This window comes from Eikenella sp. NML99-0057, from assembly GCF_001648535.1.
Classification (GTDB): Bacteria; Pseudomonadota; Gammaproteobacteria; order Burkholderiales; family Neisseriaceae; genus Eikenella; species Eikenella exigua.
In genome coordinates this window covers 263,980-285,409 of record NZ_LXST01000002.1, presented here as the reverse complement: position 1 = coordinate 285,409, position 21,430 = coordinate 263,980, and the positions used below count along the sequence as shown (strand labels likewise).

The 21,430-nt window shown below is 55.4% G+C and carries 26 protein-coding genes, 1 tRNA gene and 1 pseudogene; 17 read left to right on the top strand and 11 right to left on the bottom strand.

Annotated features, from left to right (window positions below; all coding sequences use genetic code 11):
* A partial coding sequence (locus A7Q03_RS04880) for a KilA-N domain-containing protein (RefSeq protein ID WP_197474746.1) occupies positions 1–551 on the bottom strand: 551 nt, incomplete at its 3' end.
* A 249-nt stretch (positions 552–800) separates the two neighbouring features.
* Positions 801–1,910, bottom strand: coding sequence for a protein adenylyltransferase Fic (gene fic, locus A7Q03_RS04875; protein WP_067447841.1), 1,110 nt, complete (start codon positions 1,908–1,910; stop codon positions 801–803).
* Positions 1,911–2,022: 112 nt separating this feature from the next.
* On the opposite strand from fic, the gene A7Q03_RS04870 reads away from it, so the two are divergent.
* From A7Q03_RS04870 to A7Q03_RS10115, 3 genes are all read left to right on the top strand, one after another.
* Complete coding sequence (locus A7Q03_RS04870; RefSeq protein ID WP_067447839.1) at positions 2,023–2,364, top strand: hypothetical protein; 342 nt, start codon at positions 2,023–2,025, stop codon at positions 2,362–2,364.
* 19 nt (positions 2,365–2,383) lie between these two features.
* Positions 2,384–2,518, top strand: coding sequence for a hypothetical protein (locus tag A7Q03_RS10715; RefSeq protein ID WP_255361792.1), 135 nt, complete (start codon positions 2,384–2,386; stop codon positions 2,516–2,518).
* A gap of 381 nt (positions 2,519–2,899) precedes the next feature.
* Entirely contained in the window at positions 2,900–3,052 is a 153-nt protein-coding gene (locus tag A7Q03_RS10115) for a hypothetical protein (protein WP_153705623.1), read from the top strand.
* Positions 3,053–3,110: 58 nt separating this feature from the next.
* Here A7Q03_RS10115 and A7Q03_RS04865 read toward each other — a convergent pair whose 3' ends face one another.
* Both A7Q03_RS04865 and A7Q03_RS04860 read right to left on the bottom strand, forming a co-directional pair.
* A complete protein-coding gene (locus A7Q03_RS04865) occupies positions 3,111–3,791 on the bottom strand; it encodes a hypothetical protein (RefSeq protein ID WP_082880681.1) in 681 nt (226 codons plus the stop codon).
* Positions 3,792–4,058: 267 nt separating this feature from the next.
* A complete protein-coding gene (locus A7Q03_RS04860) occupies positions 4,059–4,403 on the bottom strand; it encodes a cupin domain-containing protein (RefSeq protein WP_067441515.1) in 345 nt (114 codons plus the stop codon).
* Between the two features lie 255 nt (positions 4,404–4,658).
* Between A7Q03_RS04860 and A7Q03_RS04855 the strand changes: the two genes are divergently transcribed.
* The 5 genes from A7Q03_RS04855 (at position 4,659) to A7Q03_RS04835 (ending at position 8,608) form a co-directional block, all read left to right on the top strand.
* Complete coding sequence (locus A7Q03_RS04855; RefSeq protein ID WP_067447835.1) at positions 4,659–4,988, top strand: lipopolysaccharide assembly LapA domain-containing protein; 330 nt, start codon at positions 4,659–4,661, stop codon at positions 4,986–4,988.
* A 4-nt stretch (positions 4,989–4,992) separates the two neighbouring features.
* Complete coding sequence (gene lapB, locus A7Q03_RS04850; protein ID WP_067447833.1) at positions 4,993–6,171, top strand: lipopolysaccharide assembly protein LapB; 1,179 nt, start codon at positions 4,993–4,995, stop codon at positions 6,169–6,171.
* 18 nt (positions 6,172–6,189) lie between these two features.
* Complete coding sequence (locus A7Q03_RS04845) at positions 6,190–6,696, top strand: DUF4375 domain-containing protein (protein ID WP_082880680.1); 507 nt, start codon at positions 6,190–6,192, stop codon at positions 6,694–6,696.
* 82 nt (positions 6,697–6,778) lie between these two features.
* Complete coding sequence (gene pyrF / locus A7Q03_RS04840) at positions 6,779–7,516, top strand: orotidine-5'-phosphate decarboxylase (RefSeq protein ID WP_067447831.1); 738 nt, start codon at positions 6,779–6,781, stop codon at positions 7,514–7,516.
* 312 nt (positions 7,517–7,828) lie between these two features.
* Positions 7,829–8,608, top strand: coding sequence for an amino acid ABC transporter permease (locus A7Q03_RS04835; protein WP_067447829.1), 780 nt, complete (start codon positions 7,829–7,831; stop codon positions 8,606–8,608).
* A 54-nt stretch (positions 8,609–8,662) separates the two neighbouring features.
* Here the strand turns inward: A7Q03_RS04835 and A7Q03_RS04830 are convergent, their stop codons facing one another.
* From A7Q03_RS04830 to A7Q03_RS04815, 4 genes are all read right to left on the bottom strand, one after another.
* Positions 8,663–10,252 carry a glycosyltransferase gene (locus tag A7Q03_RS04830; protein ID WP_067447827.1) on the bottom strand — a complete coding sequence of 530 codons (1,590 nt, stop codon included), beginning with the start codon at positions 10,250–10,252 and terminating at the stop codon, positions 8,663–8,665.
* 166 nt (positions 10,253–10,418) lie between these two features.
* On the bottom strand, positions 10,419–11,162 hold the full coding sequence (locus A7Q03_RS04825; protein WP_067447825.1) for an SAM-dependent methyltransferase: 744 nt from the start codon (positions 11,160–11,162) through the stop codon (positions 10,419–10,421).
* Between the two features lie 152 nt (positions 11,163–11,314).
* Complete coding sequence (locus A7Q03_RS04820) at positions 11,315–11,608, bottom strand: YciI family protein (protein WP_067447823.1); 294 nt, start codon at positions 11,606–11,608, stop codon at positions 11,315–11,317.
* 66 nt (positions 11,609–11,674) lie between these two features.
* The gene (locus A7Q03_RS04815; protein WP_067447821.1) at positions 11,675–12,265 is read right to left on the bottom strand and encodes a nucleoside triphosphate pyrophosphatase; all 591 of its coding nucleotides are present in this window, start codon (positions 12,263–12,265) and stop codon (positions 11,675–11,677) included.
* Positions 12,266–12,319: 54 nt separating this feature from the next.
* Between A7Q03_RS04815 and A7Q03_RS04810 the strand changes: the two genes are divergently transcribed.
* The 7 genes and pseudogenes from A7Q03_RS04810 (at position 12,320) to A7Q03_RS04780 (ending at position 16,193) form a co-directional block, all read left to right on the top strand.
* A complete protein-coding gene (locus tag A7Q03_RS04810) occupies positions 12,320–12,823 on the top strand; it encodes a DUF177 domain-containing protein (protein ID WP_067447819.1) in 504 nt (167 codons plus the stop codon).
* Between the two features lie 36 nt (positions 12,824–12,859).
* Positions 12,860–13,039 carry a 50S ribosomal protein L32 gene (gene rpmF / locus A7Q03_RS04805; protein WP_067441481.1) on the top strand — a complete coding sequence of 60 codons (180 nt, stop codon included), beginning with the start codon at positions 12,860–12,862 and terminating at the stop codon, positions 13,037–13,039.
* Between the two features lie 225 nt (positions 13,040–13,264).
* Positions 13,265–13,797 (top strand): annotated as a pseudogene (locus tag A7Q03_RS04800) (phosphoribosyltransferase).
* Positions 13,798–13,892: 95 nt separating this feature from the next.
* Positions 13,893–14,948, top strand: a complete 1,056-nt coding sequence (gene plsX, locus A7Q03_RS04795) for a phosphate acyltransferase PlsX (protein WP_067447817.1) — start codon at positions 13,893–13,895, stop codon at positions 14,946–14,948.
* Between the two features lie 36 nt (positions 14,949–14,984).
* Positions 14,985–15,728 (top strand): triose-phosphate isomerase, encoded by a 744-nt coding sequence (tpiA, locus tag A7Q03_RS04790; RefSeq protein WP_067447815.1) that lies wholly within the window; start codon positions 14,985–14,987, stop codon positions 15,726–15,728.
* A 14-nt stretch (positions 15,729–15,742) separates the two neighbouring features.
* Complete coding sequence (secG, locus tag A7Q03_RS04785; protein ID WP_067441471.1) at positions 15,743–16,087, top strand: preprotein translocase subunit SecG; 345 nt, start codon at positions 15,743–15,745, stop codon at positions 16,085–16,087.
* A gap of 20 nt (positions 16,088–16,107) precedes the next feature.
* Positions 16,108–16,193: transfer RNA gene (locus A7Q03_RS04780), tRNA-Leu, on the top strand.
* Positions 16,194–16,655: 462 nt separating this feature from the next.
* Here the strand turns inward: A7Q03_RS04780 and A7Q03_RS10590 are convergent.
* Positions 16,656–16,853: an RDD family protein gene (locus A7Q03_RS10590; RefSeq protein WP_231881760.1), complete on the bottom strand. Its 198-nt coding sequence runs from the start codon at positions 16,851–16,853 to the stop codon at positions 16,656–16,658.
* Between the two features lie 45 nt (positions 16,854–16,898).
* Positions 16,899–17,852, bottom strand: a complete 954-nt coding sequence (miaA, locus tag A7Q03_RS04770; protein ID WP_067447813.1) for a tRNA (adenosine(37)-N6)-dimethylallyltransferase MiaA — start codon at positions 17,850–17,852, stop codon at positions 16,899–16,901.
* Between the two features lie 257 nt (positions 17,853–18,109).
* Between miaA and A7Q03_RS04765 the strand changes: the two genes are divergently transcribed.
* Positions 18,110–19,000 (top strand): NAD(+) kinase, encoded by an 891-nt coding sequence (locus A7Q03_RS04765; protein WP_067447811.1) that lies wholly within the window; start codon positions 18,110–18,112, stop codon positions 18,998–19,000.
* 304 nt (positions 19,001–19,304) lie between these two features.
* Here the strand turns inward: A7Q03_RS04765 and hflX are convergent, their stop codons facing one another.
* Positions 19,305–20,489, bottom strand: a complete 1,185-nt coding sequence (hflX, locus tag A7Q03_RS04760) for a GTPase HflX (RefSeq protein WP_067447865.1) — start codon at positions 20,487–20,489, stop codon at positions 19,305–19,307.
* A gap of 191 nt (positions 20,490–20,680) precedes the next feature.
* On the opposite strand from hflX, the gene A7Q03_RS04755 reads away from it, so the two are divergent.
* Positions 20,681–21,322 carry a DUF4189 domain-containing protein gene (locus A7Q03_RS04755; protein ID WP_067447809.1) on the top strand — a complete coding sequence of 214 codons (642 nt, stop codon included), beginning with the start codon at positions 20,681–20,683 and terminating at the stop codon, positions 21,320–21,322.
* The last annotated feature ends 108 nt before the right edge of the window (positions 21,323–21,430 follow it).

The window sequence follows — 21,430 nt, the reverse complement described above, 5'->3', positions numbered from 1 at the left end:
CGCCCCTGCAATGCCAGCGAATGCACATAAGCCACCGCAGAGGGCAACAACGGGGCGGCGATTTGGTCGATATGCGCCACACCGAAGCGCTGATGCACCATGCGGTAGGCAGCCGAATAATCGATACCGCAGCGGGCTACCAGCAGCTTGACCGCATCCACCAGGCCGCGCCGTTCGTCTATCGTGGTTTGGGCAGAGGGCAGAGCTTCGGGAGCGTGCAGGCTGCCTGAAACAACTGCATCGAAAGTGCGGATAACCTGTAAAAAGAATTTGGCACTAATCCAAGTAGCGTAGGCATACACCAATTCTTTGCATGCGTAAGTGCCGCGCTTACTACCGCCGCGAACTACTTTGATAACTTGTTGATTTTCTTTCAAACCTGTAATTTCAGGTTTGGATATTTCATCAATCAATTCAGTAGTTTGCTGCAATTTCAGCCAGTTTGTCAGTTCATGGCGTTTCTCGCCACCACTGGCTTTATGTAAATCATTGAGGGAATATAGGTTGTCGAATTGACGGATAGCCACATTGGCTACAGAGATTGCGTTCATGATGAACTCCTTGACAGTTTAGTTTAGTGTTGCCGCTGAATAGGGCGGCGGGCTTCAACTACCGTGTCAAGACGGCTCGCAGTATTCCCCGGAGGTGTTGTATTTCTGCGTATAGACCCGCCATTGGAGGCTACCTGAAAAATATCAGGCACAAAAAATGCGCACTGACGGGGCGGATATCCGCTTGACATTTAGTAGTGCGGTTATCATAAACAAAACCCCCTGCAAATGCAAGGGGCTGCCTGAAAATCAGACATATGGCTGAAACTGGTTGTCATCGCTATATAGTAAATCCATCAACTTTGGATGAATAAACAATTTTTCCCTACCAATTGTCATTTCACGCAATACGCCGATTTTCACCAGCTCTTTTAGATATTTAGAAGCAGTCTGCCGCTTGGCAATACCTGCAGTTTCAAGGTTGCCGATACGGGTATAGGGTTGCTCGAAAAGCAAATCAGACAACTCCCTGCTATATAGTGTTGGTGCCGCCTTTTGGATGTATATACGGGTTTCATCTGCCAGCCGCTTGATGCCTTCTATTTTTGCCAATGTCCAGCCGGCAGTTTCTTCCACCCCCCTCAGAATATAGACAATCCAATCTTGCCAGTGCTGCTTCTCAGTTACGCCTAGCAACAAGCGGTAATAATCGGTTTTGTGTTGAATAATATAACGACTAAGATAGAGTATAGGTAGCCCAAGTAATCCTTTTTCAATCAGGAACAGACTATTTAGTACACGGCCAGTTCGCCCATTCCCATCTGCAAACGGGTGGATTGCTTCAAACTGATAGTGAGCTATTGCCATAACTATCAAAGGGTCGATATGGTCGGATTCATGGATGAATTTTTCCCAATTAGCCAATTTCTGCCGTATTAACTCCTCTCCTTCCGGAGGTGTATAGACAATTTTACCGCTATGCCCAGTTTTCAGCGCTGTTCCACCAATACGGCGAATATCCATATCACGCCCTTTAATTACACTACATACCTGCACAGCAGTTTGCGTACACAAAGGGAGACGTTGTAGTGATTGGAACCCTGATAATAAAGCATTTCTGTATTGAAGAGCTTCTTTGGTAGCGGGGTCGATACTGTCTTGAGATAATTGCAGAGACTGAAACAGTTTGTCGGCAGTTGTAACAATATTCTCAATCTCAGAACTTGCCCTTGCCTCCATTACTGGTAGCGTATTGATCAGCATGGCCTGATTGGGAATAAGTTCTGCCGCTTGTTTTAACTCTCCAAGCGCCACTCGGGCACGGATACAGTGTTTTAAAATAAATTTATCTTCAACGTCTTGGACGGGAGGTAATGATGGAAGATTGTTGTAAGGAACTTCAGCTTGCCATTTTGTCATGTTTATTTTTTATGAATTTTTAAAGGTATTTGCAGTATAGGTTGATGCCGTGTACATATCAAGTAAATGTGACTAAAAATAGTGACATATTAAACATATCATTGGTAATTATATGACTTATTTATACAAATACTGGAAACCACTTGCCCTTGCCGCGCTGTTGGCGGCGGTGGTAGGCGGGGAATATTGGTATGGTAGGCAACGCTACCAAGCGGGCTATGCTGCGGCCACGGCAGCCATCAATGCCAAACTGGCCGAGCAAAAGCAGAAGCATCAAAAAACCGCCCATGCGGCAAGCGTGGAATATCAACAAGAGAAGTCCAAAGCGGACGAGAAAGTGAGGGTAAGGCGTGAAGTGGTACAGCAAATTATCGAGCGGCCTGTGTTTACTGGCGATTGCGTTGATGCTTCCGGGGTGCAAGTCCTCAACGCCGCCATTGCCGAGCGCCATTGAGCCGCCGGCCGATTTGGCTATGCCCTGCCCCAGGCTGCCCGAATTGTCGGGAACAACGGGCAAGGTGATGCTGCCGTGGGCGCTGGAAGTGGTGCATCTGTATAACGACTGTGCGGCACGGCATGACGGCCTAATCAAGGCATGGCCTAATTAGACAACAGCCAGTACAAAGATGGCTAATAAAGAGTTTGGACAAAGTTTGCCAGCGTGTGGTTTAATACGGCCAAGGTATCCAAAGTTTTAGCAAGCGGTAAATTAGCTAAATCAATGGGTTATATAAAATTCTCGTGACTTGTAATCAGGGGGTCGCGAGTTCGATTCCTGCCGCCGGCACCAAATCCCAAACAGGCTACCTTTTCAGGTAGCCTGTTTTACTTACTGCCATACGTACACCCTTCAAACTCAATATCTCTCTCTGTGGGAGCTGCCGTCTGCCCACGCCGGCGATATTCCCAGCCCATGTATCGATACCGCCCTCCGGCAACATCCGTGTATTCACCTATTCAGACTATACCATGGCACCGAATGTGGATATGTGGGCGATCACGTTTCAAAAGGCAACGACTTCATCGTGGTAAACGACTTGGCCGACGGCTTGAGCATCCGCTTCTCTGATTTGGCTAAAACCGATTTAGCAGAAAAGCTGCTGAGCATCGTTGAAACACCAAGGCTACCTGAAACACCATAGCCAAACAAAGCAGGCACAATCGCAAAGTTGTGCCTGCTTGTTTATCCACCGCACCAAATTAACGGGCAGGAGAGCAATCCTTATACAGCATTTGGCCGTTGGGCGCGCTCACGATGATATCTTGGCTACGGTAGTTGGCCGAATCCATAGCATTGGTAGTCAGGCGGTAGCCGTTGGCGCTGAATACGGTGTCCACATTGTCGGAAGCCGACAGGTTATACGGCAAACGCAGATTGCGGTTGTTCACTCTCAGCTCGGCGCTAGTAGGCACGCCGGCGGAATTGAAGTGGTAATTCACATTCAAGCGGCGGCCCTGCTGGCAAACGTAGGCCACACTGCCGCTACGGGCTGCGGCGGGCGGCACTTGACGGGCAGGCTCGTTGTGGCGCGGATTACAGTCTTTATACAGGAATTCGCTGCGCGGCGAGAGGATGCTGATGCCTTCTTCACTGCGGTAGTTGCTGGCGGTAAGCACCGGGCCGGTCAGGTTGTAGCCGGCACGGTCTTTAAACGCTGTGCCCGTGCTGTCAGAGCGGCGCGCATCGAAAGCCATGTTGCGGTTGCTGCCGTTGAGGCGGGCGCGCGCAGACACGGGTTTGCCACGGCTGTTGAACTGATAGCTCACATCCACCTGTTTGCCTTGTTGGCAGACATAAGACACAGTGCCGCCAGCAGCAAATGCCGGAGCAGCGATGCCCACGGCCAAAGCAGCTAATGCAGTAGATTGCCAAAACTTCATTTTCAAACTCCCTTCATGTTGGAATGTAATTGGCGTTCTCTAGGCGGATTGGCCTTTTACGCGGCCAAAACCCAATGCAGAACATTGGGTGCATTGTAACAAACCGTTTTCTTAATCTACTGTTAGCCCTAGGTTAAAATTTGTAGCGACTGTGTGGGTAAATCGTTTTTCAAGTAGCCCGGAATCAGGGGTAAAGGCTACCTGAAAAATAGCCATATCCAGCTGCTATTTCATTTTCAGGTAGCTTCAACACCCGAGGCACCAAGCTCAATCCACGTTCACCATCACCAGCTGCATCCGGCAAGCGCTCACTGCACTCAACGCATGGCGTTCGTTCGGGGCAAGATACACCACATCTCCCGCATGCAGGATTTCGTGGCGCGCGCCGATGGAGAAATCCATCTCGCCTTCCAGTAGGGTAACCACCACGGCCTTGGTAGAGGTGTGCTCGGTGAGCACTTGGCCGGCATCAAGCGTGAAAGCCACCACACGCAGCAAGTCGTTATTCAGCACAGTGCGTGAAGTGGTGGCCTGCTCGCTCACGGGCAGCGCCTGGTTCAGGCCGAGTTTGAATAGGGATTCAGATACAGAGGTAACAGCAGTTGCAGACATCAGATTGCTCCTTAATTTGTTTAACGAGTGGGAGAAAAATCCGGCCGGCAGGGTTTGATTGGATATTTTATTATTGTTGAAATGGTTAGCCGCTTAATGCAGGTTAGATGACAGCAAACTTACTTAAGATGAAACCATCATAACATATTTTCAGGTAGCCTTCCCACTGCCCGGCAGGCTACCTGAAACTCCTCAAATAGTTTACACTTCACCATTGATATCCATTCCCGCCCGCATGACGAAAGGCCTAGCTTCATGAAACTGTTTTCGCTCATCATCAAACTGCTGCTTTTAGCGGTTTTTATCGTTTTAGCCGCATTCAACACCCATCTCGTCAGCTTCAGCTACCTGCCCGGCAGCGAAATCAGCCTGCCGCTGATTCTGCTGCTCTTGGCGTTTTTCGTTATCGGCGCGGTGTTCGGCGTGTTTTCCATGTTTGGCCGCCTACTCTCCTTGCGCCATGAAAACAACCGCCTGCGCAACGAAGTGCGCAAAAACGCCCGGATCGCGCAGGAGCAGCTGCAAACGCCCGCGCCCGCCGATGCCACTCAGCCTGTGCCCAACGCCGCCCCGGTGAAGGAATAGGCGCATGGACGGCAATATTTGGTGGTGGCTCACCCCGATTATCCTGCTGCCCGTCTTCTTTGCCATGGGCTGGTTTGCCGCCCGGGTAGACATGAAAGCCGTGCTTAAGCAGGCCAAATCCGTGCCCACCGCGTTTTACGCCAGCCTGGATGCCCTGGTAGACCACAACCTCGGCAGCGCCGCCCGCCACCTGGCCGACATGACCGACCTGCTGCCCGCCGGCGACAACGCCTACGAGCTGCACCTCACCCTGGGCAAACTCTACCGCCAGCGCGGCGAAAACGACAAAGCCATCCGCATGCACCAAGCCCTGCTCGAAGCGCCCGAAACCGTGGGCGAAAAGCGCAACCAAGTGCTGTTTGAACTCGGGCAAGACTACCAAAGCGCCGGCTTGGTAGACCGCGCCGAGCAGATTTTCCTCGGCCTGCAGCAAGGCAATATGGCCGCCCAAGCCCGCCAAGTGCTGCTGAATATCTACCAGCAAGACCGCGACTGGGCCAAAGCCATCGACACTGCCCAGCTGCTCAGCCACGACGAACAAACCTACCGCTTCGAAATCGCCCAATTCTATTGTGAGCTGGCACAAGCTGCCCTGTTCAAATCCGACTTCGAGCAAGCCCGTGCCAATATTGCCAAAGCACTGGACGCCAACCGCAAATGCGCCCGCGCCAACATGATTCTCGGCGACTTGGAGCAAAAGCTGGGCAACTACCCCGCCGCCGTAGCCGCCTACACCGCCATCGAAAAACAAAACCATGCCTACTTAAGCATGGTGGGCGAAAAACTGTATGACGCCTACGATGCCCAAGGCGAAGCCGCCGCCGGCCTCGCCGTGCTCACAGGCTACCTGAAAACCTTTCCCCAGCTCGATTTAATCAACGTAGTGTACGAAAAATCGCTGCTGCTCTACGGCGAAGAAAAAGCGGCCGAAACCGCCGTGGAACTCGTGCGCCAAAAGCCTGACCTCGGCGGCGTATACCGCCTGCTCGGTCTGCGCCTGAACAACCTCGATCCTGCCTGGAAGAGCGATGCTGACATGATGCGCGGCGTGATCGGGCGCACCCTGCAGAAAAACGTGATGTACCGCTGCCGCCACTGCCATTTCAAATCGCAAGTATTCTTCTGGCACTGTCCCGCCTGCAACAAATGGGAAACCTTCACCCCCAACAAAATCGAAGTTTAGCCCCGAACGGAAAACAAAATGCCCGATAACATGATGACCATCAACCAAATGTACCGCATGCTCAACGTGTGGACACACCGCATCCGCCACAGCGACCGTTTTATCGAACGCTACAGCGGTGCCCAACGCGCCCTGCTCGCCTACCTCAGCCTCGACCTTCTGATGGAAGACGACGGCTTCGTGGTGCTGATTGCCGATGGCCGGGGCGAACACGCCCTCGCCCCCGAAACCGCCGAATACCTGCGCCAATGGGGCGTTCGCGACACCCCCAACATCATCGATCGCGCCCACGCCCTTTACCAACAGCACGGCGCCACCATCCAAGCCGCCACCCCAAACAGCAGCATTGAAAAACTGCGCATACAATTCCCCCAGTTTGACGAGCTCGATGCCGACTACTGCCTCGTGTGTGAAGACGACTTCTGTACCGTCTGCTCCTACATCCGCCGTCACCCTGCAGAATTCGCCGAGCTCACTGCCGCTGCCGGCGAAAGCGGCAGTCCCATGCCCCCGCTTGACGCTTAATTAAAGGCTACCTGAAACCTATTCCTCAGCAACACGGCTTTCAGGTAGCCTTTTCCATTCCAACCCATCCGCCCCCATCCCCATGAACCCCCTTATCCTCGACCCCGCCCCGCCCGCCCGCCGCACCCCCGTTATCGTTGCCCTCGATTTTGCCAACGAAGCCGACACCCTCGCCTTCGTGCGCCGCTTAAGCCCCGATTTGTGCCGCCTCAAAATCGGTAAAGAGCTGTTTACCGCCACCGGCCGCCGTCTGGCCGAAGCCCTAATCAACCAAGGCTTCCAACTCTTCCTCGACCTCAAATACCACGACATCCCCAACACCGTGGCCGCCGCCTGCCGCGTGGCCGCCGACATGGGCGTGTGGATGGTGGATATGCACACATCAGGCGGCCGCCGCATGATGGAAGCCGCCACCGAAGCCGTGGCCAACCACCGCCAACGCCCCCTGCTCATCGGCGTCACCATCCTCACCAGCATGGAACAGGCAGACCTCAACGAACTCGGCCTCACTGCCCCCATTGCCGATTGGGCATCCCGCTGGGCCGCCCTGGCGCAGCAATCCGGCCTCGACGGCGTGGTCTGTTCCCCGCACGAAGCTGCCTCCCTGCGCCAGCAGCGCGGCAGCGAATTCGTGTTGGTTACTCCCGGCATCCGCCCCAACCCCGGTAGCAACCAAGACGACCAGCGCCGTATCATGCCCCCTGCCCAAGCCCTCGCCGACGGCAGCAGCTACCTTGTTATGGGCCGCCCCATCACCCAAGCGCCCGACCCCGCCGCCGTACTGGCCGAAATCAACCGCCTGGCCAACCCCGCCGACTAAGCAGCCAATAGCAATCAGGCTACCTGAAAACGAATCCCGTTTTAACTTCGTTGAAGTTCGCTTTCGGGTAGCCTCCATTCATTTCGCCGCCAACGCCCCCTTCCCAGCCACTTGCCGCCGACTGACAAACCCGCCGTTTTCTTGTACAATCCGCCTCTTATTTCGTCAAAATCCGTAAACCTTGATAGCGGATTAACACATTTTCGATACAAGGCGGCGAGCCGCAGATAGTACAGGTAGTACGGCAAGGCGGGCCAACGTCGTAGCAAAAGTTAAGTTAATTCGCCATACCGCAGCAGAGCAAAGATTTCCATGAACAGCGAAACCGGCCTTATTCAACTGTTTTCCCAACATTTTCCGATTATCTACGAATATCGCCAAATGTTCTTCTTCGGCATGCTGGCCACCATCGGCATCGCCGCCGCCTCCACCTTTTTCGGCATGATTCTGGGCTTGTGCAACGCCCTGATCCGCGTGATTCGAATCGAAAAAGGCAACATCGTTACCAAAGGCCTGCTGCGGCTGCTGCAACAATGCTCGCGCCTCTACGTTACCCTATTCCGCGGCACGCCGATGCTGGTACAGATTTTTATTTGGCACAACGTGTGGTCGCCCCTTTTGGTGCATCAGCAAAACGGCCTGTTAATCAGCGGCGATTTGGCTATCTACCTGCGCCAGAACTATGCCCCGCTGGTGGCTGGTATCTTGGCACTTTCCTTCAACTCCGGCGCCTACATCACCGAAGTATTCCGCTCCGGCATCAAATCTATCGACCGCGGACAAATGGAAGCTGCCCGCTCGCTCGGCTTGAGCTACGGCCAAGCCATGCGTTACATCATCCTGCCGCAAACCCTGCGCCATATGCTCGGTCCCTTGGGCAACGAATTTATCACCCTGCTCAAAGACAGCTCGCTCTTGGCCACCATCGCCGTAGCCGAGCTGACCTATGTCGCCAAGAGCGCGGCCGGCCGCTATTATGTGTATGAAGAACCGTATTACTTCATCGCCTTGGTTTACCTGATGCTCACCATGACACTGGCCTGGTTCTTCTCCCACCTGGAGAAAAAATACAATACCGACAATAACCGCTAACCGCTTGCTTCTCTCAACCAAAAGGCTACCTGAAAATTTCAGGTAGCCTTTTTATCATTTGCAGCGCTTACTCTGCGGGAAAAACCGATCCACTCCGTTTTCGCACCACACCAGCTTCTGTTCCTGAGCAGCGGCCAGTAGGCGGTCGTTTTCCGGCAGGGCGGCGCGTTCGGCTTCGGGGTGGTAGAGGTGGTAAGCCACAGCGGCGAATTTCAGGTTGGCGCGTTGGCCGCCATTGTTGAAAAAGCGGGCGACAAATTCACTGTCTTCACGCCCCCAGCCGACAAAATCGCTGTTGAAGCCGTTGATTTTCAGCGCGTCTTCGCGGAAGAAAGCCATATTGCAGCCGCGGATGCCGTGGAAATCATCGCGGGTTTCGCGGCGTAGGATGCGCTTGGAAAGCCACGGTAGGTGGCAGGCGGAGAAGCGTTTTTCAAAACGTTTTTCCAAGCCCTTTTCATACCATTTGAGCACGCGGTAGCTTGAAGGGTTGTCCAGCAGCTCGTTGGTTTTCTCGGGCGTGAGGATCACGCGGCTGCCCTGCACAAACAGGCCTTTTTTTGCGGCGTGTTTGTGGTCGGCGATAAATTCGGGATGCAGCACCATATCGCCGTCGATAATCACGATATAGTCACTGCCCGCCTGCGCTAGGGCGCGGTTGCGCGATTCGGCCAGGCGAAAACCGTCGTCGGGCTGCCAGGCGTGCAACAGCGGCACGGGGAACTGCGCCCGATAGCGTTCAACCACGGCACGGGTATCGTCGCGCGAGCCGTCGTCGGCCACAATCACTTCCTGCGGCAGCACGCGCTGCGCCAGCACCGAACGCAGCACGGCTTCCAGCGCGTCGGGGCGGTTGTAGGTGGTGGTGATGAGCGACACGGTGAGCCGCTGGTTGGCTTCGTGCAGCTTGATGTATTTGTAGTAGGCGCCGCTGGCGTTGGCAAAGGCAATCGTCCAACCGTCGCCGCCGTCGAACATGCCGCGTTTCAAAATATAGTTTTTGAAAAACGCCACCGCGCCGTGCCCCACCGCACTGAGCACGGAAGCGCGCCGTTTGAATTGCTGCTGCGCGGCAAACAAATCGGTGTAGTGCTGCATTTTGCTGATGAGGGCGGCGGCGCCGTCGAACGAATAATGCAGAAGCGGATGTTTTTCAGGTAGCCTCACCACGCTGCTGCCGGCCGGTTCGATTAGGGATTCGTGTACCTGGTTGTCGTTGAAGCGCACGGTTTGGCGGTGGTAGAGGCGTTTCACCCAATCCGGATACCAGCCGCAGCTTTTGATGGGGCGGCCGCGATAATGGTTCAGGCGCGGCAGAGCGTAGATTTTGCCGCTATCGCCCCAATCCAGCGCGCGGATGGCCTCCACTTGCTCGGGCGGCAGGATTTCATCGCTGTCGATATTGAGCACCCAATCGTTGCGTGCCAAACCGGCAGCCAGGTTTTTCATCGGGCCGAAGCCGATAAAGTCGTGATGGTGCACGGCCACATTGGGGAAGCGGCGGGCAATGTCAAGCGTGCGGTCGGTGGAGCCGTTGTCGAGCACGATGATTTCGTCAAATGCGGCCAGTGCGGCCAAGCAGTCTGCCAAGTGCCGCTCGGCATTTTTCACCAGCATGGTGATGCTCACGGGAATGGGGGTCATAATGCCTCTTCTATTGAATACGATTGGATGGCACAGGCTACCTGAAAACGAAGCTTCAACGCCGTTAAAACAAACGAAGTGAGTTTCTACGAAGCTAAAACGAGTAAAGCAAGTTTCGCCAAAACAAGGTGTTCAAAAGTAGCCGAGCCAAGGTTTCAGGTAGCCTCTAACGCCGTTTGCGGGCAGGTGCAGGCGTTTGACCGGCGGCGTACACCACAAATACGGTCGGCTGCTTGTGCAGGTCGGGCAGTTGCGGCTGTTTACGCCATTCGCCCGCCGTCATGCTGATGATACGCTGCTCCGGCAGGGTGAGGTTGCTGGCGGCGCACAGCAGGGTATCGGCTTGCAGCGCGGCCACGGCATCGGCCAGCAGGGCGTTGTTGCGATAGGGGGTTTCGATAAAGATTTGGCTTTCGTTGCGGCACTGCGAATCCTGCTCGATGGTTTTCAGGTAGCCCACCCGCCCGGCAGAATCGGCGGGCAGATAACCGCGAAAGGCAAACTGCTGGCCGTTGGCACCGGAGGCCATCAGGGCCAGCATCAGGCTGGACGGCCCCACCAGCGGCCACACGGCAAATCCGGCGCGATGCGCCAGCGCCACCAGCACCGCGCCGGGGTCGGCCACCGCAGGGCAGCCGGCTTCGCTGAGCAAACCCATGCTGCGACCTTGGCGCAGCGGTTGCAGCAAATCGGGCAATTCGGCGGGCTCGGTGTGTTTGTTTAACGTGCGCAGGCTCAGCTCTTGCAGCGGAGCGTTCAAACCGAAATGGCGCAAGCAGGCGCGGGCGGTTTTCTCGCCTTCAACCACAAAATCGGTAAGGCCTGCCAGCAGCTTTTGCTCGTGCGGCAGAAGGCAGGGGGTATCTGGGCTGCCTAGCGGAGTGGGGATAAGGAATAAAGTGGGTTGCATAGTGTTGTTGCTGGCCTAGAAAAGGCTACCTGAAAATTTGGTGGGCTATCTCTCACTATTCGGAAACTTGCTGGTGCGTTTTAGTTTCGGAGAAACTCGCCTCACTCATTTTAACTGCGTTGAAGCTTCGCTTTCAGGTAACCTATGCCGTATCAAAGCGTTTCACGGTAGGCATCCAAATCGGCGGCGGTTTTGGTGGGGATAAATTGGGTGATTTGGTATTCAGCCAGTTTGGCTTGGTAAAACGGGTCTTCGGCAATCACAGCCTCGGCCTGTGCCCGATTGTCGGCACGCATGATAATCACGCCGCCGGTGCGCGGCTCTTTGCGGCCGGAAAGCAAAAACGTGCCGGCAGCATAGTGGCTGTCGAGATATTCGATGTGGGCGGGCAGACAAGCCTCAATTTCGGATAATGGTTTGATATAGCTTAGGGAAACGATAAACATAACTTGCCTTCTTGAGTCATTAAAACATTTTAAAGGAGCTACCTGAAATTTCAGGCAGCCTCAAGCTCACAAAACCGCCACCCCTTCGGCCTGCAAAAAATCAATCAACCGGAAAATCGGCAGGCCGATGAGGGCATTGGGATCGCTGCTGTCGATGCGTTCAATCAGCGCCCCGCCCAAACCTTCGCTTTTCGCGCCGCCTGCGCAATAAACCGCATCCGGTTCGCGCTCCAGATAACGGGCGATTTGCTGCGCGGTAAGCGGGCGCATCTTTACCGTGGTGGTATCCACATGGCAGTGCAGACTACCTGAAAATGTATTGAGCACACACAATGCGCTATAAAAATGCAGCTCTCGGCCAGCGGTTTCAGCCAGCATTTGTTGTGCTTTCGCCACGTCCATCGGCTTGCCCAGCTGCTGCCCGTTGCAGCAGGCCACTTGGTCGGCACCGATAATCAAATGCTGCGGGAAACGCGCAACCAGCGCGCGGGATTTGGCCTCGGCCAACCGTTCGGCAGTTTGGCAGGGCGTTTCGCCGGGTAGCGGCGTTTCATCGCAATCAGGCGCGGCAGTGGCAAATTGCAGGCCGAGCTTGGCCAACTGCCGCCGTCGGAACGGCGAAGAAGAAGCGAGAACAATCGGCAGGGCTGTGTTCATAAACCGTATTAAAATATTGACGTTTCAGGCGGCTGATTATATCATGATACGTTTATGTCAGACCCTATTTTGATTGATCTGAAAGCACTGGCCGAACAGGCACAGCATCTGGCCGGCCAAATCCGGCTGAGCGAGATGGATGAGCGCGTGAGCCGGCACGAGTTTTTGGCCGAACGGCAAACGCCTGTGTCTTTTACCTTACAGGGCGGCTGCGATAAACGGCAGCGCCTGTATTTGGATTTATCGGTTTCAGCGCAGTTGTCGCTGGTTTGCCAACGCTGCATGCAGCCGTTGCCCTTTGCTTTAAACGAACAGGCGCATATCGTTTTGTTTGATAGCGAAGAAGCGCTGGATGAAGCCATGGCGGCCGAAGAAGAGCTCGAAGGCATGCTGCCAGAAGCGCAGTTAGATGTCGGCATGCTAGTGGAAGAGCAGATTCTGATGGCGCTGCCGTATGCCCCCTGCCACGAAAGCTGCCATTCCGATCAGCTCGATGCCGTCAATCAAGATCGCCCCAATCCGTTTGCTGCTTTGGCGGCGTTGAAAAGTGGTCGTTAATTATTTTATTCAGGTTTATCCTCAGGAGTTTGCAACATGGCTGTTCAACAAAACAAGAAATCCCCCTCCCGCCGCGGCATGCACCGCTCCCACGACGCGCTGACCGCTCCCGCCCTGTCTGTAGACAGCGCTACCGGCGAAGTACACCGCCCGCACCACATTTCCGCCAACGGCATGTACCGTGGCCGCAAAGTCGTTAAGGCCAAAGACGAGTAAATCAGCCATAGGCCGATTCCAAGCCAGCAGATTGCCCTTAGCAATTACTGGCTTTTTTGCGTTGCATTGCAAATATAGGGCAGCAAAGAAAACCGGGGTTTCAGGCAGCCTGAAACAGCCTCTGTGCCTATTGGTTGCCCTCTGCTCAACAGCTGTTTACAATTTGCCGTCACGCAGATAACTCAATAACAACCCTCACTGCGCCGACTTAACAAAGGATTGAAAATGTCGGAAAAAATTTGGTACACCTACGACGAGATTCATCAAGCCATCCGCCATCTGGCGCAAAAAATCCAAGCGTCCGGCACTCGCTACGATGCGATGATCGCCATTGGCGGCGGCGGTTTCATCCCCGCGCGGATGCTGCGTAGCTTCATCAATATTCCAATCTACGCCATCACCACCGCCTATTACTGTAACGACCACAGCCACACCCCCGCGATTCCGTGCAGAAAATCCAATGGCTCGACCCAATGCCGGAGAGCTTGAAAGGCAAACATGTTTTGGTGGTGGACGAAGTAGACGACAGCCGCGTTACCCTGCAATTCTGCCTCGAACAGCTGCAAAAAGAAAACTTTGCTTCACTAGGCGTAGCCGTATTGCACGAAAAAATCAAAGAAAAAAAAGGCACCCTACCGCCCAATATCGCCTACTTCAGCGGCCTTGTTACGCCCGACTGGTGGATTAACTACCCCTGGGATGCCGACGACATCAATGAACACAACGCACTAGCCGCCCAAAAACCGCAACTGCCCTAAGGGCTACCTGATACCATCCGTCCGCCGCTATTCCATTCTATCTTTCAGGTAGCCTCATGGCACGGCAACGGAACACAACGGAAACACAGAATTAAATGATTACTTTAGCCATAGACGCAATGGGCGGCGATGCCGGCCTCACGGTTACCATTCCGGCAGCTTTAGCCTTCCTACAAGAAAAAACTGATGTCAAACTCATTCTGGTAGGCAATGAAGAAGCCGTTCGCAGCACACTGAGCGAACACGCTTCACACGAGCGGCTACAAATCATACATGCCAGCGAAGTGGTGGGCATGGACGAAGCCCCACAGTCGGCCTTGAAAAACAAAAAAGACTCTTCTATGCGCGTGGCCATCAGCCAGGTAAAAGCAGGAGCAGCGCAGGCAGCCGTATCCGCCGGTAACACCGGCGCACTGATGGCCACTGCCCGCTTCGTGCTCAAAACCCTGCCCGGCATCGACCGGCCGGCAATTGCCAAATTCATGCCCTCTAAAGGCGGCGGCCTCGCCCTGATGCTGGATTTGGGCGCCAACGTGGATTGCTCCGCCGCCCAGCTGTTGCAATTTGCCGTGATGGGCGGCGAACTGTTCGGCGCCATGTATCCGCGCAACAGCCAACCGCGTATCGGCCTGCTTAATGTCGGTACTGAAGACATCAAAGGCGGTAGCGTGATTAAAGAAGCACACCACCTGTTGCAACAAAGCCCGCTGAATTTTGTTGGCAACGTGGAAGGCAACGCTGTGTTCAGTGGCGAAGTCGATGTTGTCGTGGCTGACGGCTTTACTGGCAACGCCGTATTGAAAGCCATCGAAGGGGCAGTTAAATTCATCGGCGGCATTATCCGCGAAGAGTTCAGCCGCAACTGGCTGAACAAGCTGGCGGCCCTGCTGGCACTACCCACCCTGCACGGCTTCAAAAACCGCCTCGACCCGCGCAAATTCAACGGCGCCATCTTCCTCGGCCTGCGCGGCATCGTAATCAAAAGCCACGGCGGCGCAGACGTAGAAGCCTTCAAATACGCCCTGCTCGAGGCCTACCACGAAGTCGAATCCGGCTCCATGGCCAAAATCGAACAAGGCATCGCCACCCAAATGGCACGCCTGACTGCCGCAGCAGAACAAACTCAAACCGTAACTAACCCCGCAGAATAAGCCCCGACCATCCCACAACCGAAAGGACGGCACAGCATGAATTGGCAACAACCTTGGATTATTGGTAACTGGAAAATGAACGGTCGCCGCAGCTCAACAGCGGCATTTGCCCAAGCTTGGACGACACAAAGGCTACCTGAAAACGTCAGCACCGGTATTGCCGCTCCCCTGCCTTATCTGCTCGACTTAAAACAAGCTGCGCCCGCTCTGCCAGTCGGTGCGCAAGATGTGAGCCGCTTCGATAAAGACGGCGCATTCACCGGCGAAACTTCCGCCGCCATGCTGGCCGACCTTGGCGCACAATTCGTGCTGCTCGGCCACTCCGAACGCCGCCAGTATTTCGGTGAAAATAACGAAACCCTCTCCGCCAAGTTAGACAACGCCTTGGCCGCCGGACTCACCCCGATTCTGTGTGTGGGCGAAACTCTAGCCCAACGCCAAGCTGCGCAGGAGCAAGCTGTAGTGGCCGAACAACTCTCTGTATTGCGCGGCAAAGCCATGCCCCATATTGCCGTTGCCTACGAGCCGGTATGGGCCATCGGTACCGGGCAAGTGGCTTCCCCCGAACAAATTGCCGATATGCACGCTTTTATTTACGCAGAGCTCTTGTCTTTCACCAACAAGAGTGCTAATATCCGCGCTCTTTACGGCGGCAGTGTCAATGCACAAAACGCACAAACCATCCTGACCCTGCCTAATGTAGACGGTGCCTTAGTCGGCGGCGCATCCTTGCAGGCCGACAGTTTTGCCGCCATCGTTCAAGCCGCAGCAAAGCAATAAATAGCGAAACAAACATGGAAGCTTTTAAAACCCTTATTATGATTATTGGTGGCTTTGCCTCGATTGCTGTCATCGGCTTAGTGCTGATGCAGCAGGGCAAGGGTGCTGATGCTGGTGCGGCTTTTGGCACCGGCAGCGCGCAAGGCGTATTCGGTTCTGCCGGCAGCGCCAACTTCCTCAGCCGCAGCACTGCTATCGCCGCTACTGTATTTTTCTGCTGCTGTTTGGCACTCAGCATCATTTCCTCCAAGCAGGGCAGCGGTAACAAACTGGGGTTGGATGCACCTGCTGCAGCACAGCAGCACGCTCCAGCCGCTTCGCAACCAGCAGCAGCCAGCAAACCGGTTATTCCGGAGTAAAAACAAATTCTGATTTTTCAGCCGACATGGTGGAATTGGTAGACACGCTATCTTGAGGGGGTAGTGACCGTAGGTCGTATGAGTTCAAGTCTCATTGTCGGCACCATCTTCACAAAACAGCCCAAATTTCCGGGCTGTTTTTTCGTTTATCTCCATACCTTAATAATTGATATAGCTAAAGCAATTATTCTTCATATTATAAGTGTCAAGCCGAAGACAACACAGGAGTGCGGTAAGGCAAACCAATGCAATATGTATGAAAAGTTTAGCCAAAACCACTCTTTCAGGTAGCACCTTGTACGGCAGCTAATACTACTTCCTTTCCGCCACTTTCTCCGTTAAAACCGTGCCGCCAAGGTAGTCGTAAAAAATTGTCGGAAAGAGTGTATGATGGCGAAGCCGATAGGCAGTATCCACCATGCCAACACCATGCCGGCCATGGTTTGGGGTGGTAGGGGGGGGTGAGTTGGCGTAGGATGCCGAATGAGGCAAGCGACAGAAGCAGCACAGAAGCCCAGATGAAGTGCAGGCGCAGTTGGCGCAGGCTGGGGCGGCTGCCGGCAGGGGTTTACAGCTGTAGCCGCCACACTTTCATCGGCAGGGTTTGCCCGCGCGGGCTGTGCCAGCAAAGGCGGAAATAGCCCCACCACACAGCTAGGATGATCAGTGCTACGGCCGTTTCGACCAGCAGCGGCACAGTATGCAACGCCATATTGGCGGCGGCGGCGGGGATAAAAGCCACGCAGGTTACGGCGGCCAGCAGCAAGGCTTCGTAGCACAGGGCGGCGGAAAGAGGCGGGGAAAGGAGTGCTCATACGAAGTGTTGTTGGCAAAAAGAATGAATGGTTTGACTGTGTTGCTGGAGGCTACCTGAAAACGGGTCGATCACCAAATCGGCGGGCAGTTTGCGCAGCCAGGTGAGCTGGCGCTTGGCAAGCTGGCGGGTGGCGGCAATACCCTGGGCAATGAAAGTATTACGGTCGGTTTTGCCTTGCAGATGTGCCCAAGCTTGGCGGTAGCCCACGCAGCGTACGGCGGGGTAGTCGGGGGTGAGCTCGGGATATTGCACTTGCAGTTGGCCTACTTCATCTAGAAAGCCTTGCTCCAGCATGGCGTAGAAGCGTTGTTCGATATTGCGGTGCAACCGTTCGCGTTGCGCCGGAATCAGGGCGATGCTGCGCAGGGAGAGCATTGGCGTGGCGCTGGGCTGTTCGGCAAAGTGTTGGCTGAGCGGCCGGCCGGTGAGCAGCCACACTTCCAATGCGCGTTCGATGCGCTGGCTGTCGCCGGGCTTGAGGCGGGCGGCGGTGGCGGGGTCGGCCTGCTGCAGTTGGGCATAGAGATGTGGCAGGCCGTGTTGCTGTTTTTGCTCTTGCAGTTGGCGGCGGATTTCAGGATTGGCGGCGGGCAGGCTGTTGAGGCCGTTGACGAGGGCGTGGTAGTACATCATGGTGCCGCCCACAATCAGCGGCAGGCGGCCGCGCGCGTGGATTTCGCGGCACAGGCGCAGGCAGTCGCTCAAAAAATCGGCCACGCTGTAGCTTTGCGGCGGGTTGATGATATCGATGAGGTGGTGCGGCACGGCATCGCGCTCGGCAGGAGTGGGCTTGGCGGTGCCGATGTCCATGCTGCGGTAAATCAGCGCGGAATCGAGGCTGACGATTTCCAGCGGCAGCTTTTCGGCCAAGGCAAGCGCGAGCGCGGTTTTGCCGGCGGCAGTGGGGCCGAGTAAGGCGAGTGCCTGCGGCGGAGTGGATTGCAGCATGAGGCTACCTGAAAAAGAAATCAATATTCCGGCTTTATGTTTCAGGTAGCCTGTGGCCACACAAAAGGCTACCTGAAACATAAAGCCACACGGCGCGGCATTCTATCAGCCGCATGATAAAAAACAAAATATAGCGCATTAGAATAAGAAGGCTGCTTCGTTGCCCCGCCCTACCCCGCTCCCGCCTTTCAGGCTACCTGAAAATCAGGTAGAGTTCGGCCTAACGTAATTTCCCCATAATTTCTCCATTACACCACATGAAACACAGCCAATTTCACCGCATCGGCATCGTTACCCGCCCCAACACCCCGCAATTGGGCGAAACCCTGAGCGAACTGGTGGCCTTCTTTTTAGAAAACAGCATCGAAGTGCTGATAGACGAAGAATGCGGCGCCGATTTGTCTGCCAACCTGCTAGCCGAAAACTGCCGACGGGTAGCCAAAGAAGACATGGGTACCTGCTGCGATTTGGTGCTGGTGCTCGGAGGAGACGGCACATTTTTATCCGTAGCCCGCCAACTTGCCCCCTACCGCATCCCCATCATGGGCGTGCATCTGGGGCATTTAGGCTTCCTCACCCAAGTGCCGCGCCAAAACATGATTGCCGACATTTCGCGCATGCTCGCCGGCCAATACCTGCCCGAAGAGCGCATCATGCTGGAATGCACCGTGCAGCGCCACGACGAATCCGACTGCACCGCGCTGGCTCTCAACGAAGTCGTCATCAGCCGTGGCGGCTTGGGGCAGATGATTGAATTTGAAGTATTTATCAACCAAGAGTTTGTCTACACCCAACGCTCCGACGGGCTGATTGTGTCCACCCCCACCGGCTCCACCGCCTACGCCCTGGCTGCCGGCGGACCGATTCTGCAATCCACCCTGCGCGCCCTCACACTCGTGCCCATCTGCCCGCAATCCATGACCAACCGCCCCATCGTGGTGCCCGACAGCTGCGAAATCGAAATCCTCATCACCAAAGCCGACAACGCCCGCGTACATTGCGACGGCCAATCCCACATCGACCTGCACAGCATGAACCGGCTCACCATCCGCCGCTACCGCAACACCCTGCGCGTGCTGCACCCCACCAACTACCAATACTACAAAACCCTGCGCCAGAAACTGCATTGGGGCGAGCAGCTGGTGTAGCAGGCAGAGGCTACCTGAAAACGGTTTTGATAACGGTGCAGGCAGTAAAAATGAAACCAGCCGGGCTCATGCCCGGCTTTTGGTTTTTCAGGTAGCCTTTCCACCTTGGAATCCGCCATGTGTAAGCACCAGGAAATTCAAATTAAAAAGGCTACCTGAAATTTTTAGCTTCGCTTTCAGGTAGCCTTTCCAAGCAATAAATAACCAGGGCAACCGCATGGGCAATCTACCTTAGCCCACGTCGGCAAGCAGGGGAAGGCAAGCCAACACTGTAGGAAATAAAGTGTCCCGACTATAGCCGTTTTCAGCTAGCCTCTTTGCCGCCTGATGCCTTGCTATGCGTATCCGCCCACTCAATCAATGCCTGGCGCAAGTCTTCTAAGCCCAGGCTTTGGGTAACGGAAAGGCGCACGGCGGCGATTTGGCCGCTTTTGCTGCGCAGGATGCCGGGCTGTTGCTGCTCGGCGGGCAGGAGGTCGATTTTGTTATACAGCAAGAGCTGCGGCACATTGGCGGCGCCGATTTCGGCCAGTACGCGGTTGACGTCTTCCATGCGCTGTTCGTAGTCGGGCTGGGAAACGTCGGCCACATGGAGCAATACGTCGGCTTGGGCGGTTTCCTCCAGCGTGGCGGAGAAGGCGGCCACCAGGCGGTGCGGCAGGTCGCGCACGAAGCCGACGGTGTCGGTGAGGATGATGCTGTGTTCGCTGTCGAGATACAGGCGGCGGGCGGTGGTATCGAGCGTAGCGAAGAGCTGGTCTTTGGCCAACACGTCGGCTTTGGTGAGGCGGTTAAACAAACTGGATTTGCCGGTGTTGGTGTAACCCACCAGGGCAAAGGTGGGCAGGCTGCCCTGCTGGCGGGCTTTGCGGCGGGTGGCACGCTGACGGCGCACGTCGGCAAGTCGTTTTTTCAGGGTGGTGATTTTTTGGGCGATCAGGCGGCGGTCGGTTTCAAGCTGGGTTTCGCCCGGGCCTTTGAGGCCGATGCCGCCTTTTTGGCTTTGCAGGTGGCCGTAGCCGCGCACCAGGCGGCCGGAGAGGTGGGTGAGCTGTGCCAGCTCCACTTGCAGGCGGCCTTCTTGGCTTTGCGCGCGCTGGGCGAAAATGGCGAGAATCAGCCCCACGCGGTCGAGCACGCGGCATTGCAGCTTGGCTTCGAGGTTGCGCTCCTGCGTGGGCGTGAGCTCGTGGTTGAACACGGCCAATTCGATATTGTGCGCCTGCACTTCGGCCGCCAGCTCTTCGGCTTTGCCGCTGCCCACAAACAATGCGCCGCTGGGGCGGTCGCGGCGGGCGGTGGAAACATGCACCAACTCCCCGCCGCCAGCACGCACCAGCTCGGCAGCTTCATCCAGCACGTTTTGGAAAGCACGGGTGCGCTGCTCGTTGCTGCCGGAGAAACTGTCGGCCAGCATCACACCCACCAGCAATACGCGCTCGGGGCGGCTGAGGGATTTATCGGGCTGGAAAGGCGGGCGGCGCGGCATGACATCAGGCAGAACGATTGAAGATGCGGCATTATAGCGCATGGGCAGGCGGGTGCAGGCTACCTGAAAACCATATTATGGTTTTCAGGTAGCCTTCAAGCAGCGGGATAGATGTTTACAATATCTTGTTTTTTGTTACAATCCAATTATCGGCAATACCCTTTTTCCCCTTTCCAAACAGGAGCGGCAAGATGAAGCAAACCATGATGAACACGGCAGCGGGCGCGTTGGCGGCAGTGCTATTGGGCGGCGCGGGCTTGGCATATGCCAACCCCTATCCGGTTGGCTCGCAGCAATGGCACAACTTTAATGGCATCATGCAGTCAGAAGCAGATCGGATACAACGCGAGCGCAATGCCACACGGCAACAGCCGATCAACCGCGGCCCCACCGCCGCCGAAATACGTGCCTGGGAGCAGCGCGAGGCAAAGGTGCAAGCCGAAATCGCGGAACTGCGCCGCACGCCGTTTTACATGGCCATCGCTAACGATTTCGGCAGCAACCAAATGATGTGGGCTGGCGGTTTTAGTACCGGGCAGCGGGCGGTGGAAGAGGCACTCAAGCAATGCCGCACCTCCAATTGCAGGGTTATCAAAACATTGAGCAACTCCTGCGCCGTGGTGGTGGGTGCCACCAACCACCCGCGTTCCGACTCTGATTTCTTCATCGGCATACATAAAGATGACCGGGTAGCAGCACATCAAGCAATGCAGGCTTGCGAAACAATGCATGGCAAAAACCGCCAAGACAGATGTTTCTACTCAACCGTCCGTACTAAAAACGGCACGGCTTTCTGCGTGGGCTACGATTACAGCGTGTACGGGCAGGAATAAAGCCTGCCGTTTGAGGCTGAAAGGCTACCTGAAACTTTCAGGTAGCCTCTTTGATTGCTTGCGAAAGGCGGTTGTGCCGGATGGCAGCGCGGCTATGCCGGCCTATTC